The organism is Aeromicrobium endophyticum (genome assembly GCF_003586285.1).
GTDB lineage: Bacteria > Actinomycetota > Actinomycetes > Propionibacteriales > Nocardioidaceae > Aeromicrobium > Aeromicrobium endophyticum.
Genome location: NZ_QUBR01000001.1, coordinates 1,829,931 through 1,843,537 on the forward strand (window position 1 = coordinate 1,829,931; position 13,607 = coordinate 1,843,537).

General features: G+C 68.8%; 27 protein-coding genes. All 27 read right to left on the reverse strand.

Translation table 11 applies throughout. The features are described 5' to 3' along the window. Positions 1-13: 13 nt before the first annotated feature. On the reverse strand, positions 14-661 hold the full coding sequence (locus tag DX116_RS20100; RefSeq protein ID WP_199715969.1) for a terminase: 648 nt from the start codon (positions 659-661) through the stop codon (positions 14-16). Next, positions 648-1,745: a terminase gene (locus DX116_RS20105; protein WP_199715970.1), complete on the reverse strand. Its 1,098-nt coding sequence runs from the start codon at positions 1,743-1,745 to the stop codon at positions 648-650. Before DX116_RS20105 ends, DX116_RS20100 begins: the two co-directional genes overlap by 14 nt. Then, positions 1,735-2,208 carry a hypothetical protein gene (locus tag DX116_RS09010; RefSeq protein ID WP_119703763.1) on the reverse strand — a complete coding sequence of 158 codons (474 nt, stop codon included), beginning with the start codon at positions 2,206-2,208 and terminating at the stop codon, positions 1,735-1,737. Before DX116_RS09010 ends, DX116_RS20105 begins: the two co-directional genes overlap by 11 nt. Positions 2,209-2,427: 219 nt before the next feature. Continuing rightward, entirely contained in the window at positions 2,428-2,595 is a 168-nt protein-coding gene (locus DX116_RS19915; RefSeq protein ID WP_158591949.1) for a hypothetical protein, read from the reverse strand. Then, positions 2,595-2,924, reverse strand: a complete 330-nt coding sequence (locus DX116_RS09015) for a hypothetical protein (protein ID WP_199715971.1) — start codon at positions 2,922-2,924, stop codon at positions 2,595-2,597. Before DX116_RS09015 ends, DX116_RS19915 begins: the two co-directional genes overlap by 1 nt. 123 nt (positions 2,925-3,047) lie before the next feature. Next, on the reverse strand, positions 3,048-3,422 hold the full coding sequence (locus tag DX116_RS19760; protein WP_147393629.1) for a hypothetical protein: 375 nt from the start codon (positions 3,420-3,422) through the stop codon (positions 3,048-3,050). Next, on the reverse strand, positions 3,419-4,009 hold the full coding sequence (locus DX116_RS09025) for a hypothetical protein (RefSeq protein ID WP_147393630.1): 591 nt from the start codon (positions 4,007-4,009) through the stop codon (positions 3,419-3,421). Before DX116_RS09025 ends, DX116_RS19760 begins: the two co-directional genes overlap by 4 nt. 233 nt (positions 4,010-4,242) lie before the next feature. Next, the gene (locus DX116_RS09030; RefSeq protein ID WP_119703766.1) at positions 4,243-4,542 is read right to left on the reverse strand and encodes a hypothetical protein; all 300 of its coding nucleotides are present in this window, start codon (positions 4,540-4,542) and stop codon (positions 4,243-4,245) included. Beyond that, a complete protein-coding gene (locus DX116_RS09035) occupies positions 4,542-5,144 on the reverse strand; it encodes a hypothetical protein (protein ID WP_147393631.1) in 603 nt (200 codons plus the stop codon). Before DX116_RS09035 ends, DX116_RS09030 begins: the two co-directional genes overlap by 1 nt. Before the next feature lie 186 nt (positions 5,145-5,330). Beyond that, positions 5,331-5,714 (reverse strand): hypothetical protein, encoded by a 384-nt coding sequence (locus DX116_RS09040; protein ID WP_119703768.1) that lies wholly within the window; start codon positions 5,712-5,714, stop codon positions 5,331-5,333. Then, positions 5,711-6,304, reverse strand: a complete 594-nt coding sequence (locus tag DX116_RS09045) for a hypothetical protein (protein WP_119703769.1) — start codon at positions 6,302-6,304, stop codon at positions 5,711-5,713. Before DX116_RS09045 ends, DX116_RS09040 begins: the two co-directional genes overlap by 4 nt. Next, complete coding sequence (locus DX116_RS09050; RefSeq protein ID WP_119703770.1) at positions 6,301-6,957, reverse strand: hypothetical protein; 657 nt, start codon at positions 6,955-6,957, stop codon at positions 6,301-6,303. Before DX116_RS09050 ends, DX116_RS09045 begins: the two co-directional genes overlap by 4 nt. Then, a complete protein-coding gene (locus DX116_RS09055) occupies positions 6,954-7,310 on the reverse strand; it encodes a hypothetical protein (protein ID WP_119703771.1) in 357 nt (118 codons plus the stop codon). The genes DX116_RS09050 and DX116_RS09055 overlap by 4 nt, the downstream gene beginning before the upstream one ends. Then, positions 7,307-7,756, reverse strand: coding sequence for a hypothetical protein (locus DX116_RS09060; RefSeq protein WP_119703772.1), 450 nt, complete (start codon positions 7,754-7,756; stop codon positions 7,307-7,309). Before DX116_RS09060 ends, DX116_RS09055 begins: the two co-directional genes overlap by 4 nt. Beyond that, positions 7,753-8,061 carry a DUF3850 domain-containing protein gene (locus DX116_RS09065; protein ID WP_119703773.1) on the reverse strand — a complete coding sequence of 103 codons (309 nt, stop codon included), beginning with the start codon at positions 8,059-8,061 and terminating at the stop codon, positions 7,753-7,755. The genes DX116_RS09060 and DX116_RS09065 overlap by 4 nt, the downstream gene beginning before the upstream one ends. Then, a complete protein-coding gene (locus tag DX116_RS09070) occupies positions 8,058-8,540 on the reverse strand; it encodes a hypothetical protein (protein WP_119703774.1) in 483 nt (160 codons plus the stop codon). The genes DX116_RS09065 and DX116_RS09070 overlap by 4 nt, the downstream gene beginning before the upstream one ends. Beyond that, positions 8,537-8,857, reverse strand: a complete 321-nt coding sequence (locus DX116_RS09075; protein WP_147393632.1) for a hypothetical protein — start codon at positions 8,855-8,857, stop codon at positions 8,537-8,539. The genes DX116_RS09070 and DX116_RS09075 overlap by 4 nt, the downstream gene beginning before the upstream one ends. Next, the gene (locus DX116_RS09080) at positions 8,854-9,726 is read right to left on the reverse strand and encodes a hypothetical protein (protein WP_119703776.1); all 873 of its coding nucleotides are present in this window, start codon (positions 9,724-9,726) and stop codon (positions 8,854-8,856) included. Before DX116_RS09080 ends, DX116_RS09075 begins: the two co-directional genes overlap by 4 nt. Next, the gene (locus DX116_RS09085; protein ID WP_119703777.1) at positions 9,723-10,082 is read right to left on the reverse strand and encodes an HNH endonuclease; all 360 of its coding nucleotides are present in this window, start codon (positions 10,080-10,082) and stop codon (positions 9,723-9,725) included. Before DX116_RS09085 ends, DX116_RS09080 begins: the two co-directional genes overlap by 4 nt. Further along, a complete protein-coding gene (locus tag DX116_RS09090; protein ID WP_119703778.1) occupies positions 10,079-10,270 on the reverse strand; it encodes a hypothetical protein in 192 nt (63 codons plus the stop codon). Before DX116_RS09090 ends, DX116_RS09085 begins: the two co-directional genes overlap by 4 nt. Continuing rightward, complete coding sequence (locus DX116_RS09095; protein ID WP_199715972.1) at positions 10,267-11,028, reverse strand: HNH endonuclease; 762 nt, start codon at positions 11,026-11,028, stop codon at positions 10,267-10,269. The genes DX116_RS09090 and DX116_RS09095 overlap by 4 nt, the downstream gene beginning before the upstream one ends. Next, the gene (locus tag DX116_RS09100; protein ID WP_119703779.1) at positions 11,025-11,288 is read right to left on the reverse strand and encodes a helix-turn-helix domain-containing protein; all 264 of its coding nucleotides are present in this window, start codon (positions 11,286-11,288) and stop codon (positions 11,025-11,027) included. The genes DX116_RS09095 and DX116_RS09100 overlap by 4 nt, the downstream gene beginning before the upstream one ends. A 1-nt stretch (position 11,289) precedes the next feature. After that, on the reverse strand, positions 11,290-11,580 hold the full coding sequence (locus DX116_RS09105) for a hypothetical protein (protein ID WP_119703780.1): 291 nt from the start codon (positions 11,578-11,580) through the stop codon (positions 11,290-11,292). Positions 11,581-11,606: 26 nt separating this feature from the next. After that, a complete protein-coding gene (locus DX116_RS09110) occupies positions 11,607-12,071 on the reverse strand; it encodes a hypothetical protein (RefSeq protein ID WP_147393633.1) in 465 nt (154 codons plus the stop codon). Positions 12,072-12,337: 266 nt separating this feature from the next. After that, positions 12,338-12,562: a hypothetical protein gene (locus DX116_RS09120; protein ID WP_119703783.1), complete on the reverse strand. Its 225-nt coding sequence runs from the start codon at positions 12,560-12,562 to the stop codon at positions 12,338-12,340. Continuing rightward, the gene (locus DX116_RS09125) at positions 12,559-13,389 is read right to left on the reverse strand and encodes a DNA cytosine methyltransferase (RefSeq protein ID WP_119703784.1); all 831 of its coding nucleotides are present in this window, start codon (positions 13,387-13,389) and stop codon (positions 12,559-12,561) included. The genes DX116_RS09120 and DX116_RS09125 overlap by 4 nt, the downstream gene beginning before the upstream one ends. Next, positions 13,386-13,607: a hypothetical protein gene (locus DX116_RS09130; protein ID WP_119703785.1), complete on the reverse strand. Its 222-nt coding sequence runs from the start codon at positions 13,605-13,607 to the stop codon at positions 13,386-13,388. Before DX116_RS09130 ends, DX116_RS09125 begins: the two co-directional genes overlap by 4 nt.

Sequence of the window (13,607 nt, forward strand, 5' to 3'; positions counted from 1 at the left end):
CGTCCTCTCTGGGTCAGTTGAAGCCGTACATGCGAGTCGAGATCTGCTTGCCCTTGCTTGGCAGCGCCCAGCCCTCGGCTCGCATGTCCGCGGCGGCCTCATGGCACAGAACCGTCGTCATCGCGACGTCGATCTTCTGTGTCAGGGACGGTTTGCCGAGGATGTACCGATCTGCGGTCTTCGCGATCTTGCGCGCGTTGCCCATGTGGGTCGAGGTGATCGGGCAACCGTCGTGGGTGATGCCACCCGTGGCGAGGTCGGCCTCAAACCGGCGCAGCGCCGGGTACATGCGGTTGACGATGTTCGTCGGCCAGGGGATGAACACGTCGGGACCGTGCTTCTGGTCCCACTCCTCGATCTCGGTCGAGTAGTCCATCTCGTCGTGGAAGCCGGGGTCACAGTAGGCGCGCATCACCTTGTAGGTCCGGCAGATCTCGTCCCAGGCGACGTGCACCTGATCGCGGGGGATCCGGTGGCCGGGCCACTCGGCCGGATTCCAGATCGTCGGTCGCTGGTCGGGGCCGTAGCGGGGCGTGAAGATGAGGCCCTCGCGAGTCTCGAGCTTGATGGCCGTCCAGTCGTCGTTCTCCGACCCGTCGAACCCTGCGCAGACGCTCGTACCGCGCGGCGGGGGCGGGAGCCACACCTCATCGGCCGGCATACGCGTTCGACCAGGTCAGGTCTTCGAGCCACGAGCCGGCGCCCTGCACCAGCCGGTTGCCGAAGAATCGTTCGGCCTGGGCGCGATCGTTCTCCATCAGCTCTGCCGCCTCAGCTTCGATCGAGTCGAGGCTCACCCACCAGGATCCCTCGTACACGTAGGCGTGGATCTTGTTGCGTGCGCGCTTGCTCGAGTACTTGAGCAGGTGGCCGTTGTCGTCTCGCAGCTCCTCGACGAGATCTGGGTTTCTGTAGAACCGGAAAACGTCGGTGCTTGACGACTCGTAGGTCGTTTGCGCCACGCTGCCTTCGGTCGGGTCCCAGGCGTTCGTCGTCTCGATGGTGCGGCCACCCATGCCGGCAGCACCACGACGCTGGGTCTCGGCGACCGTCCGCATCTTGTTGCCCTTGGTGTACAGTCCGGCCTCGTCCTGAACGGCGAAGCTGATCGGGTTTCCCAGGCGGGCGCGCGCGGACGCGGTCACGATGTCGATGCGGTCAGTGTCCGGGTCGTCGCCGGCAGAATCGCCGACGATCCGCACGAACCCTTCGCGCACGAGCAGCAGATCCTTGAGCGGGCCCATCGTGATCGAAGCGCGCAGCGGACCGAACAGGTTCGTGTCGACCTGGTCCTCGGATGTGGCCGTCAGCTGGATCAGCGGGGACGGCTGACGCATGCCTTTCGGCTCGCCGGCCGCGTAACGGAACGACCAGCCGCACGCGCATCCGTGGTCTTCGCAGTAGTACCGCTCGCCACGGCGCGCCCAGCCCGCGAACACAGTTGGTCCCACCGCCTCAGCGGCGGTGATCGCAGCCGACCACGGGCCCTTGCCGGTCTTCTGTGGCGCGACGATCTGCGAGCGGCGGTACACGAACGCCTGGTTCAGCAGCGGGCGCTTGGGGATCCACTCTGCGTCCGTCCGGACGCGGTAGTGGTTCGCGGTGCACCAGAACTGCCAGTCCGCCTGCTTGAACGCGTCGCCGCGCGCGAATCCTTGCGGCACGCGGCAGTGAGCTTCGATCCAGCCGTCGAGCAGGTGGCCGAGCGTCGGGAAGTCGACCGCGCCGACGCCGCTACTGCGCATCGGGGACCGAGGACAGTCGGCGCTCCGGCTCGGGATCGTCGTCCTCGGACTCGTCGTCCCGCTCGGCCGACTTCTGCGCAACCTCGTCCGGAGCGATCGCCCAACCGTTCTCGCGCATCCCTGCCGGTGTCAGCCCGATCTGATCGCGGTAGCGGTGCAGCTGCCCGACGAGAGCAGCGTTGGAGTCTGGCTCCTGCTCGATAACCGTCTTCAGCCGGCAGTACTCGCCGATGATCGGCCAGCGCCACGACTCGTTCGACCACGCGCATGCCTGGGGCGTCCGCCAGATGTCGCGCCACACCGCGCGCTCCCGCTTCCGGAACACATCGGTGAGTTCTTCGTCGAAAACTTGGTACTTCTTCTTGTCCTCGAACTCCCACCGGTAGCGCCGCAGCTGGGGGAGTGGGAACGTCGGAACCTTCCCGTCGTAGCCCTCGTTGGGGAGCGCAGTCAGGTTGAACAATTGCCGGTCACTCCGGCCTGAACGGGGATCTTTCGCTGGGCCGGATCGGTTCCGGGCTCCGCCGTGACCAGCCATCCGAGCCACCCCCTCAACGGCATCGCGCCGCGTTGGTTGGCCCCGGCATCGCGCCAGAACCGAAAATCTTGAACCCTCCGCACCTCAGAGCGCCCTCCCCAGCGGTCCTCCTCAGGACCCCCTCCGAGGGGGTCCCCCCCGGGGTCAGAGGTCGCGCTGAGGCAGGCCGAGAGCGTCAGGAACGGCCGGTGGAGCCTCGAAGCCGACGCGGTAGCCGGTGTGGTCCTCAATGTGCTCGGGGGCCTCAGAGGCGCCGTCTGACACGCTCAGCTCGAGCACCGTCACACCGAAGATGACCAGAGATATGTGCATCAGCCGCGCCCCTGTCGTCCTGCTGCTGCCAGGTTGCACGGCACACACTCGGGGCCGCGGTACTTGGTGCGGTCGTGGTCATCGTGACCGAGGTGCCAGTTACGGCCGACCAGCACGGTGTCGCAGTCCGGCCGCCAGCACACAACGCGATCGCCGTGGTCGATCTTGGTCTGCCACGCTGCTCGCAGCTGGTCATGCGCTGCGCCGTAGCCGCGCGCTTGCCGAGTGCCACGCGCCTTGTCGCGCTGCCGCTCATGGTCGGGGCAACGGCTACGCCCTGCGTCGATGAGCTTGCCGCACCCTGACTGGATGCACACGCGCTTCGCCACGAGATCACCTACTCGATCGCAGCATGACGAAGCCCCACTCACCTGATGGTGTGTGGGGCTGAGTCGAGACGCTTGTCAGATCATGGAGAACACTACCGGCCGTTCGTGTAATTCGACGAACGGTCAGTCGTCGCCGACGGTCGCGCGCACCACGTCGATCGGGTAGGTGAGCACGTACTCGACCCCGTCGTCGACCATCGCGTTGCACCCACCGGGCCCGCACACGAACACGGGGGAGGTCAGGCGATCGGTGTCCTGGTCGGTCGTGCGGAAGAACCACAGCGGGTGCACGCCGGTCAGCTCGGCCAGCGCCCGCACCTGCACGAGACGCGGGTACCTAGTGCCCGCCTCCCACTCGTCCACCTCGGGTTCAGCCGCCTCGCATAGCCGGTCTACCTCAGGCCCCTGCAACCCAGCCCAGTCGAGCGCCTTCGTGATCCGGTACGGGACCAGGGCACCAGCACGCCACAGCAGGATGAGCAGCTCGTGATCGGTCACGATGCGCTGGTGCGCATGGCCGACGGCACCACGGTGGAACGCGACGCGTCGTGGAGATCCTGTGCGACGGATCCCGTGTACGCCGCCCACGCCTTGCCGCCACCACCCGAAGCCGGGAACACGTCAATGAAGGTGTCCTCGACGGTCGCGCCGAGCAGCTCGAACATCCACCGCCAGAACGCTGCGGGCTTGGCGCCGACCACCCGGTGCGGATCCGTGGTGCGGGCGACGGCTCGGTACGCCAGAGAGTCGACCCGCTGCGCCGTCGCGGCCGCGGGATGCGACGCGTCGTGTGACGCCGGCACGACGAGACGGGTCTGCTCGGCCGAGCGCGACGCGTCGAGCTGCTCAACACGACGGGTCGCATCCGCAGGCAGTCGACGGATCGCGCCCGCGTAGATCACCGGCTCCCACGAGTTCAACGGGGTCTGAGCGTCCTTGTTCGGCCGCTCGCCTCGCACCCACGCCGCGACCCTCACCCCGGGAGGGCAGACAGCGAGGACGTCCTGCAGCGCATCAGCGGCAGTCGACAGCGCCCACGCGTCGTACTCGACGTCGAGACGCCTCACGAGCTCGGCGTGGTCCACCTCGCCGCCGTAGTCCGGGTGATCGCGGTAGTACGTCGCGGCCCGACCCGGGTACGGCGGGTCAGCGTAGGCGAGACGTCGCGGATGGCCATGCACGACAGGTGACGCCGAGCCCACACCCTGCATGAACCGGTGGCGACCCTGCCGGCACCGCTTCGAACACGTCACCGCGTCACGACGGGCGCCCTCAGGGATCGGGCCCTCACACCAGGCGCATACCCTCACGTGCTCGGTCACGACGTGCCGAACCGATGACGCGACCACGCCTGCACCACGGCACCCTCGCGGTCCTGCCGCTCGCACGGGATCGGACGCCGAGCATCCTGACTCCGCCGCACCTCGACCTTGCCCGCCCCACAGTGCGAGCACACCATGCCCATCTCCTCGACCATGCCGGCCAGCTCGAGCACGGCACCGCGAGTCATCGGCCTGTAGATCTCGGCCGCCTGACGCAGGAACGTCACGATCCCCTCACGCTGCTCGGCCAGCTGCTCCAACACGTACGCCGTGACCTCGTCCGACAGCGTCGCCATCACTCCACCCCGCGGGTGATGTGAGGGTCACGCACGAGCCCGAGGTCTGCGTAGGTCCGGTCGAGGAGATCGTTCAGCCAGTCGAGCGCAGCCGACTTCTCAGCAGCACCAAGCTCGCGCGTCTCCATCCACACCGGCTCGGCCTCTACTCCCAGCATGACCCGGATCGGGAACGGGTTGAAGGCAGCAGCCACGGCTCGCATGTTCGCAGCCATCCGCTCGATCGCGATCGTGAGATCGAGTCCCGGGCTGGGAGCAGTGAGCCCCCTACGGACGAGCGACCGCGTCCGATCGTCGAAGCCCTGCTCAGCATGGAACCGGGTGATCGTCGCGAGCTGCCGAACGTCACGTCCGGACGCGAGCCACACCTCCTCCGCGTAGGCGGGAGACGTGACAGCAGCCAGCTGAGCGACCGCCGCGTCACGCTCAACCATCATGCGCGCAGCTTTCGCGGCGATCGACGCCACCGGCACGTCGAGCACGCCGTGCCTGACGTGGGTGCCGCCCGAGGAGCCGAGACGAGGCATCTCGCGTGCGTGGTCAGTCCTCATGGTCAGATCCCTTCGTAGACGGTTGAGCACCCAACTGATCCCGGCCCACACGGCCGGCAGTGACGTTCGGCGGCATGTGACCGAAGTGCCAGTAGTCGCCGCACTTGTAGGGATGCAGCCGTCCCCGGCGCTTCACCGGCATCCGGCGCGACTGAGCCTTCGCGTCACGCTTCGACGGGTAACACTGCTTCCCGCACGTCGAGCAGGTGCCAACCGAGGCACGGATCTGCGACGCCATCAGACGTCACCCCTCACGAACACCGGCGGCCCCGGCATCTCGGCACCAGGATCAGCGAACGTCGGGACCGAGACCATCTCGAACCGCTCACCTTCGACCTCGTGCGCTTCGTGGCTCCGCATCACGTGGCTGGTCGGATACGTGTGCTCGATCTCTGAGCCGCCGCACACCCGGCACCTGCTCAACGCGCCGCCCGGCGCCTCCGCAGCCTGCACAGGAGCGGGCGAGCTGCGGTAAGGGTTGTCGGCAGGATCGGGGCGGCCTCGACGCTGGTGTGGATCGCCGAACGCACGGCCCTCGTCCCACGCCTTGACCTGAGCTTCGTTGATGACCGCCAACTGCACACACCCGTCGCACTTCGGATCGAACGGATGGGCGGTCATGCGCCGTCCTCCGAGCAGTCGCGGTGTGCCCACCGGTCACCGTCAGGCGTCGCGTCGTCGCTCGGCACGATGGCCTCGGCGCAGACCGTGCAGACGACTTGGGACATCGCAGCCCGAGCCTCGTCGAGGTCACGACGCAGGTGGTCGATCTCGTAGGCGAGATCCGGGATTGAGTTCAGCGCCTTGTCCATCGCAGCATGACGCTTCTCGCGCGGCCAGGCGGACGAGCAGCGGATCGACTCGTCGTAGGTCTTCAGCACGTCGAACGTCGAGACGTAGCGCCTCGGGTACGGGATCGACTCCGAGACCCACCGCTCCGGTGGAGCCAGCGGCGACGCCCACAGCGGCCTGAACCGCTCTACGTCGGCGCGCAGCAGCTCGATCTCGGCGTCCTTGCCCTCCACCACAGCAGCGACATGAGCAGCGAAGATGCCACCGTCGACCAAGAGTCGGACAACCTCCGCTGCTGCCTCGCCGGCCGCGATCTCGCCGGTGACCTCGACGCGGCCGTCGGTCCAGAAGGTGATGGGACCGACGACGAGGCGAGTAGGGCCGGTGTCGACGGCGATGGTGTGGTCTGTCGTGCTCATGGGGTGACTCCGTTCGTCGGGGTGGGCGTGGCGTCGTGTGCGTGATCTCGCTCGACATGACGCCAAGGGCCTGAGACGGTCAGGTAGACCTCCTCGCCGCACGTTGCGCACTTCCCGGACGTCCGGACCTCGCCGCCCACCTCCTCGGCAGCCACGCGGGCCATGTCGTCCAGCCACGCCCGGCACTCACGGCACGTCACGTCCGCGTCGACTGTCGTACCGCGATGCGCAGGGCCCTCGTACCCGTCGACACGGCTGATGTTGCCGCCGGTCTGCTGGCCACACACGAGATAGCCCGCAGCGGCGTAGGCGTGCACCTCCTCGGCAGCCTGCACGGGACCGGACAGGGCGCGTTGGAAGTCGTCGAGGATGTCGTAGGGGCTGGCCGCGTGGAGGTTCATGTCGCTGGACCAGCGATCCTCGACCTCCCGCACCGGTGCCAGCACCTCGGCCGCGATCCCCTCACGCAGCGCAGGGAGAGCAGCTGCGAGAGCGGCACGGGCCTCGTCACGGCACGCCTCCTGGTGATGCGGGAGAGCGATGCCCCATCGGTCGTAGGAGCGTGGCCGGCTGAGCCTCACGTCGTGGTGGTAGATCGCGCGCGCCGCCGCCTCGATGGCCTCTGCCGGCACACCCGACACGGCGCCGGTCATGAGGTGGCCCCAGCGCGCTCAAGGTCGCCACCGAGGCAGACCGACCACCACCTGTGCGCGGTGTAGGCCCCTTCGCCGAACTTGCCATCGGCGAAGGCAGACCGTTGCGGAGGACACTGGAGGTGGTAGGTCGCCTTGATCGTCGCCAGAGCCTTCCGCAGCCGCTCGACCTCAGCGACCAGGGCGGGCACATCGAGCGCCGACTCGACGGCAGCGCCGAACAGGGTCTCGCGGGCGAACGTCTTGCCGGCGCGGCGGGCTGAACCGTGGAGTAGGTTCACACGCTCACGAGCCTCGACGACTGCCTGCTCCTTCGCCTTGACCGCGGCCAGGTCGAGCCCGGCGGCGGTCATGAGGACACCCGCGCCGGCTTCGGCGGCACGCCGGCGTAGGCCGACGGGCGCCCGCTGTACGGCTGCAGCACCAGGCCACCCGCGTCGACGTGCGCCTTCATCTCCGGCGACAGCTTGCGGAACTCGTCGACCGTCGGGAGCGCCCACTCCCACTCGAGACGCATCAGCACGACCGGGGGCGGGTCGGTCGACGGGTAGCCCGACGACGCGGCCTGACCCGGGCAGTCGGGTGTGCGCCGGCACGCGAGGAACATCGGCGTGACACCAGGGTCGACGTCGATCGTCACCGTGTTCTTGTCGCACGTGTCGCAGTGGTAGGCGTTGATCCCGTGGTGCGGGGTCCGCTCGACCTGCTGACGCTGACGCAACACCTCGATGTGCGCAGGGCCCCGGTGAGGCTCGCTGCCGAGCGGGATCCGGTTCTTCGGCTTCTGCCTGTTGCTCATGCTGCTGCCCCCCGGTCGTAGTCGCCGACGAGGCGGATCGAGAGCGCGCAGAACCCACCGATCAGGCCACCGATCAGCGATGCCGGGGCGACATGCGTGACCTCGACGACCACCGCCTGCGTGTCGTCGTTGTCGCGCTCGAGGATCTGCTCGGCCGACGACGACAGCTCATGGACGGTGCGGACGAGCACGAGCTCGTCACCGACCTGGTAGTCGCGGTCATGGGTGCGGATCTCGACGGTCTTCTGACCGTCGACGACACGCGAGTACCAGGGCTCGCGGGTCTTCAAGAAGTGGACGCTCACGGGTGTGCTCCTTCGGTCGGTCGTGCTGTCGGGTAGGTGATGGCTGGGGGGATGCGTGTGGGACGAGACCCGACCCAGGCGCCGCGGACGCGGTCGGCGAGTTCAGGCGGGACGACGACGCCGTGCATGCCATAGACCAGGTCGTAGCGGGCGGCACCCTCGTGGAAGCCGTCGACGCGGTGCGGATGCGTCACCGGCTCGACGGGCGTGCGGAACAGCAGGTGGTGCCACCAGCGGCGCGGCAGCGGCCGGTAGTCGGTGTGCTCGAACCACGAGATCGTGTTGACTACCTCCGGGTCGTCGAGGGCCGTCGCGCCGTTGCGGTGCAGCATCACCGCGAACTGGCCCGCCGCGTACAGGTCGAGGCGGGCCCGCTCCATGGGGGTGCGGTGCTCTGCCGGTGTCACCGACACCTGCAGGCCCATCGGCAGCACCGGGAACGACCGAGCAGCCGACGACACCACGGGACGGCGGCTCACCGGAACCACACGCCCGTCACCAGGCGGGCCGACGACGGAGTCGCGTGCTCGTGCGCGTTCCGCAGGTACGCCTCGTGGTCCGGCTCCTCAGGATCGACCGGCTGCCACCACCAGTCGTCGCCCGTCGTCGGCGCCGCAGTGCCCACCTGCACGAGCACCTCCTCGGCGAGGTCCAGGTGCCCAGCGAACATGCCACGCACGTGCTCCCGCACCGCCGCACGCGCCCGGTCGACGTCGTCCGTGCCCTGCACGAACCACGAGTCGTCCTCCTGGCCCAGCTCGATCACGGTCAGGGTCTCGTCGTCAGCCATGCTCATGCTCCCGTCTTGGTCTTGCGTGAGGTCTTCGTCAGCAGCTCGAGCACGTCGCCCACCCGGTACGCCGGCCGGGCGTGACCCAGGACCGTCCGGTACAGGCGAGGCGTCAGCCGCGCGGGTGTCGGATCAGCACCAGGGATCGGCGACGGTGTCGACCTGGCGAGCTTGCGGATCTTGTCGACGACCCGCGCCGGATCGCCCGTGATGAGACCGGCCGCGAGCAGCGCGTCGGCGGCGTCCGTGGCCGTCATGACCCGGTCCTGCAGGTGCACCCATACCCGGTCGGTGATCTCGGCCTTCCGCGTCTCGACGGCGTGCGATGCGCCGCACACTTTGCAGCGGGTCGTCGTCTCCGTCGGCGACGCCCACAGCACCGCGTCGCACGGCCCCGACGGGACGTCATCGGCGCACGACGTCGCCCCGCACACCCCGAGGTAGATCGGCTGGACCGGGACGTCGACGAGCTTCACCACGTCCGCGACGTGGCCGCCGAGCACCACGTGCAGCTCGCCAATCCCACGGAACGTGTTCAACCGGTCGACCTTGCCCAGCAGGTACCGCGCCGCCGCGACCGCGCTCAGGAACCGGACAGGCTCACCAGCACGATCAGCGACCGCGCCAGCGACACCCGTCAGGTACGACGTCAGCTCGGCCAGCAGGTTCGACGCGTCGACGTTGAACACCAGCGGCCGACCGTGTGACCCGCCAGCCTGGGGACCGAACTGCACCTGACGGGCGACCGCCTCACGCAGCGCCGGCATGTAGAACGGGACCGACTCGAGGCTGCCCCGGAGGACGGCGATGCACTTCGTGCACAGGAAGCCGGACGGCGACGGACGGTCGCAGGTCAGGCACTCGGTGACGCTCATGCGGCCAGCTCGAATCCGCCACGGTCGTCGAGGAGCACGGCACCGCGCTTCAGCTCGACGACCACCTCGGCCGGGATCTCGTCGCGACGCAGGATCAGGCCCTTCCCGCGGGCCTCGGCCGGGTGGGACTCGATCCAGCCGTGACAGCCGTCGACCCCCGAGCCGCACAACAGAACTCCGTTCGCGGCGCCACGAGTCTCCGGACGACGATCGCCGCCCATGCGAGCCGGACGACGGTGATGCACCGACCAGCCCGACCAGATCCGCGACGACCGGCCGCAGAGCTCGCAGCAGTAGCCGGCCCGGGCCAGGATCACCGCCCGGGTCTCCTCCGAGAAGCGCGACGTCGTGCTCATGCCGACACCCGACCCGGGTAGGTGAACGCCACAAGGATCCGGCCCGCGTGATCGAACGCTGCGGCCATCGGCTCGAGGATCTGCTGAGGGTCGAGCGCCGGGTGCACGCGGAGGTCTCCGAGCCGCACGTCGATGGCGAGGTGGGCGTGCGGTGAGGCGACGATGACGTGCTGTCCGTTGGTGGTCATGCCTTGCTCCTGGTCCTGGGTTGGGTGGTGGCGGCCTTGCGTGTCTTCTTCGGCGGGATTGGGTCCGGGATTGAATCCGGACTCGGACCAGACCCAGCACCCGACCCGACCAGACCAGACCCGCTGGGGGAGTCAGACGGATTCAGTCCCTCGGGTGCTGGGGCCCCGAGAGTGCCGGGGCGCAACAGCCTCATTCCGGCTTCGTCGGGGGTCATGTCCTTCTTGCGTGCGTTGCAGCCACGGCAGGCCGTGACGACGTTCTTGAGCGTGTTCGTGCACCCGGGACGACCGACCGGAATGACGTGGTCGTAGGTCGCGCCCGAGGGGCCGCGCTGGTTGCCCCAGCGCACGAGGCAGCCGCAGTAGCGGCAGCGGTCGCCATCGCGTGCACGGATGGCCTTGATGAGGTCGGGGTCAGCGAACAGCTCCTTGCGAAGCTGCCTCGCGATCCGGTCGGCCATGATCTTGGCCTTCGAGTCGTTGTAGTGAGTCCAGTCGTGGAACTGGTGCACGCTGCGATCGTCGACGTCGACGACCTCCCATAGGCCAACCTCGACGAGCATCGCCGCGAGCCGTTTCCACTCGCTATGCCACCGCTTCAAGATGTAAGGCGTCATCACGCCGTCGCTCATGTGATCGCCCGACCACGACCCCGACAGCACCCACAGGCCCATCGCGGCCAGCGCGTCGGTCTCGTCATACCGCTCGAGCAGCCGCTGCACCTTCGGGTGATCGTGCAGCTTGTCGTCGACCTTCATCCACATGAGTGCCGGCCGCCTGCCCGCTCGGCGACGAACTTGAACCGCGTGTCGTAGAGGAATCCCGTGCCGCGCCGGGCGACCTGCAGGTGGCCGTCCTCGATCAGCGTGTGCAGGGCTCGCATCGCGGTCGACCGTCCGATGTGCAGGGCGACCGCGATCGAGCGGATCGACGCGGTTACCTCGTCACCCACCGAGATGTGACGCAGGTACGCCAGCACCTCGGCGGCACGCTCAGGGCTACTGCGCTCCTTCGCCACGTCAGCGACCCCCGCACTGGTGCTCGAGGTGCCACTCGTACTCGTCGACCTCGTTGGTCGGTCGTCGGCGCATCCCGCCGACGTGCCGCTGCGCGGGCGTCTGGCGCAGGTCGAGCCGCTCAGCCATGTGGTCAGGCAGGAACGCCTTGCCGGCGTCCAACACCCGAGCGCGACGGCGGCCGACCCGGTCTCGTCGGACGACACCCGGCTCGAGCACGACCATCCCGCGGCCCTCGCCCTTCGGGACACGCCGCACCGCCACCCCGCACGTCTCGCAGGTGTTGTTCTTCATCTACAGGTCTCCCTCTTCGTTGGTTGTCATGCGGCGGCGTCGCGCGCAGGCAGGTACCGCTCGGCGCGCCAGCCGGTCAGCCGGCCCAGTTCGGCGACCGAGCGGCCCTCGGCGACCCACTTCGCAGTGACGGCCTTCTTCTCGGCCTGGGTCGTCCGGATGCGCCAGTCCCCGGACAAGACGCGCTGCACCACCACCTCGTCGACGTCGTCATGCGCCCGCGAGTCCTTGCGCCGTGGCCGGCGCTCAGCGACGACGCCGCGGTACACGGCATGGCAGGCGCGGCACCGCGTCGACGAGGCGCGGATCTTCGCTGAACAGTCGACGCAGACCTTCCGGTAGCCAGACGCCGACAGTCCTGTCGGTGCGTGTGGTGCGCGCTTCGGCGGCGGCTTCACGTACCCGTACTCAGCGAGCTCGTCGTCGGACGGTTCGGGGAACGACTCGCGGTTCCACACCCGCACCCCACGGACTACGCCACCCCAGCCCACGGCTGCTCGTTCGTGGGTAGCGATGCGACCTCTGGCGGAGCTGGACGCCTTGACGCGATCAGTCGGTCCTTGAACATCGGCGGTGGATGCGACGATCTGAAGTCGGCCTCCTCCGTCTTGTACGCCATCGCCGCCGCCTCGAGCTGCTCCTCCCACGCATGACGCTCGACCCGGTACTCCTCCACCAGCTGCCGATGCAGACACGACGCCTTGCACCCCGAGCCCGGCGTCCCCGTCGCAACGCGCATCCCACGCGCGCAAGGCACTCACACCGCCCCCGCAGCGGGAGGCGACCACACGACGACCGCGGCCACAGGAAGCGACTCAGCCGCGCTCGAACCGCCACTGAGACCGAGGGTCGAGTAGGACGGGACGGTCGGGGTCGGATCGAACGGCTCCGAGTGCCAGTTGGTCCCGTAGGACCGCAGGCGATAGGCGATACCCGACTCGGGGTCCAGGAACAGGGTGCCCACTGCCGGGAGGCTGTTCATGCGACTTCCTCGAGCGCGTCGTCGATCGTGGTCTGCGCCAGCGACGCCAGCAGCTCGCGGCCGACGTGCTCGGCGTAGGCCGGCGGGATCGACTCGTGTAGACCGCGCAGAGTCATGTCGTGGTCGATGCCGAGCAGCGCCTTCAGCACCTCGCGAGACCGGGGGACGTAGCCGCCCTTGCGGACGTACCGCGCCTCGTGGCGGTCGCGCGGGGCGACGGCGGCCAGAGACTCGCCGTCCTCCCGCTTCGCACGACGCGACCCGCCGTAGGCGCCAGCGATCCAGCCAGACGAGTGATCGCACTCGCGCGGCGCCGACATAGGGAAGTTGGTCTCGAACAGGCGCCACCGCGTCAGCAGCAACGGCTCGCCGTCGACGTCGTTCGCCCGCAGGTCGAACATGCACCCACACAGGCCGACCGGGTCGACCATCTCGGGACCGGCGTCACGGACGTTCTCGATGACGTAGGGCAGGCCCGAGTCGACGAACTGGGCCCGGACGTCGGGGATGAGCTTGGGCCACGCGGTGACCTTGCCGGCGTTGCCGCGGGTGTAGCCCTGGCACGGGGGCGAGGCGTGGCCGAAGACGAAGTCGCGCAGATACAGCCGCTCCCGCTGACCGTCCGGGTGCGTGAACCACACGGCCTCGTAGTCGATCAAGGCGCGCAGGACCGCGAGCGCGTCGCCGAGGTGCTTCGCTGACGGGTTGCGCTTGAGGCGGTTCTCGTCGAGGTCGACGGCGTACACGTCGAAGCCAGCACGGCGGTAGCCCTCGCTCGCGCCGCCCTCGCAGGCGAACAGGTCGAGCACCTTCGGCCGCGCGCTCATCCGGGCACCGACTCAGCAGCGACCACGTCCACCAGCGCACGCGCAGCAGACTCACGATCCCGGTACGTCTTGGCCGAGGGCGCCTTGCCAGGACGGGCGTGCACCCAGCGGCGGCGGCCGAGCTCGACCAGGCGGCCGACGTACTCGCCGTTCGAGATGACGCGATCCTTCTCGTCGATCGCCAGCGGGGGAGGCCCGGGACGACCGTGTGCGGTCAT

Coding starts and splice junctions, on each gene's coding strand:
- DX116_RS19915 (WP_158591949.1), bottom strand. CDS start 2,595: ATGCACATATCTCTGGTCATCTTCGGTGTGACGGTGCTCGAGCTGAGC.
- DX116_RS09125 (WP_119703784.1), bottom strand. CDS start 13,389: ATGAGCGCGCGGCCGAAGGTGCTCGACCTGTTCGCCTGCGAGGGCGGC.
- DX116_RS09090 (WP_119703778.1), bottom strand. CDS start 10,270: ATGACCACCAACGGACAGCACGTCATCGTCGCCTCACCGCACGCCCAC.
- DX116_RS09075 (WP_147393632.1), bottom strand. CDS start 8,857: ATGAGCATGGCTGACGACGAGACCCTGACCGTGATCGAGCTGGGCCAG.
- DX116_RS09105 (WP_119703780.1), bottom strand. CDS start 11,580: ATGAAGAACAACACCTGCGAGACGTGCGGGGTGGCGGTGCGGCGTGTC.
- DX116_RS09085 (WP_119703777.1), bottom strand. CDS start 10,082: ATGAGCACGACGTCGCGCTTCTCGGAGGAGACCCGGGCGGTGATCCTG.
- DX116_RS09040 (WP_119703768.1), bottom strand. CDS start 5,714: ATGACCGCCCATCCGTTCGATCCGAAGTGCGACGGGTGTGTGCAGTTG.
- DX116_RS09130 (WP_119703785.1), bottom strand. CDS start 13,607: ATGACCGCACACGGTCGTCCCGGGCCTCCCCCGCTGGCGATCGACGAG.
- DX116_RS09055 (WP_119703771.1), bottom strand. CDS start 7,310: ATGACCGCCGCCGGGCTCGACCTGGCCGCGGTCAAGGCGAAGGAGCAG.
- DX116_RS09120 (WP_119703783.1), bottom strand. CDS start 12,562: ATGAACAGCCTCCCGGCAGTGGGCACCCTGTTCCTGGACCCCGAGTCG.
- DX116_RS09045 (WP_119703769.1), bottom strand. CDS start 6,304: ATGAGCACGACAGACCACACCATCGCCGTCGACACCGGCCCTACTCGC.
- DX116_RS09060 (WP_119703772.1), bottom strand. CDS start 7,756: ATGAGCAACAGGCAGAAGCCGAAGAACCGGATCCCGCTCGGCAGCGAG.
- DX116_RS20100 (WP_199715969.1), bottom strand. CDS start 661: ATGCCGGCCGATGAGGTGTGGCTCCCGCCCCCGCCGCGCGGTACGAGC.
- DX116_RS09050 (WP_119703770.1), bottom strand. CDS start 6,957: ATGACCGGCGCCGTGTCGGGTGTGCCGGCAGAGGCCATCGAGGCGGCG.
- DX116_RS20105 (WP_199715970.1), bottom strand. CDS start 1,745: ATGCGCAGTAGCGGCGTCGGCGCGGTCGACTTCCCGACGCTCGGCCAC.
- DX116_RS09095 (WP_199715972.1), bottom strand. CDS start 11,028: ATGAAGGTCGACGACAAGCTGCACGATCACCCGAAGGTGCAGCGGCTG.
- DX116_RS09030 (WP_119703766.1), bottom strand. CDS start 4,542: ATGGCGACGCTGTCGGACGAGGTCACGGCGTACGTGTTGGAGCAGCTG.
- DX116_RS09080 (WP_119703776.1), bottom strand. CDS start 9,726: ATGAGCGTCACCGAGTGCCTGACCTGCGACCGTCCGTCGCCGTCCGGC.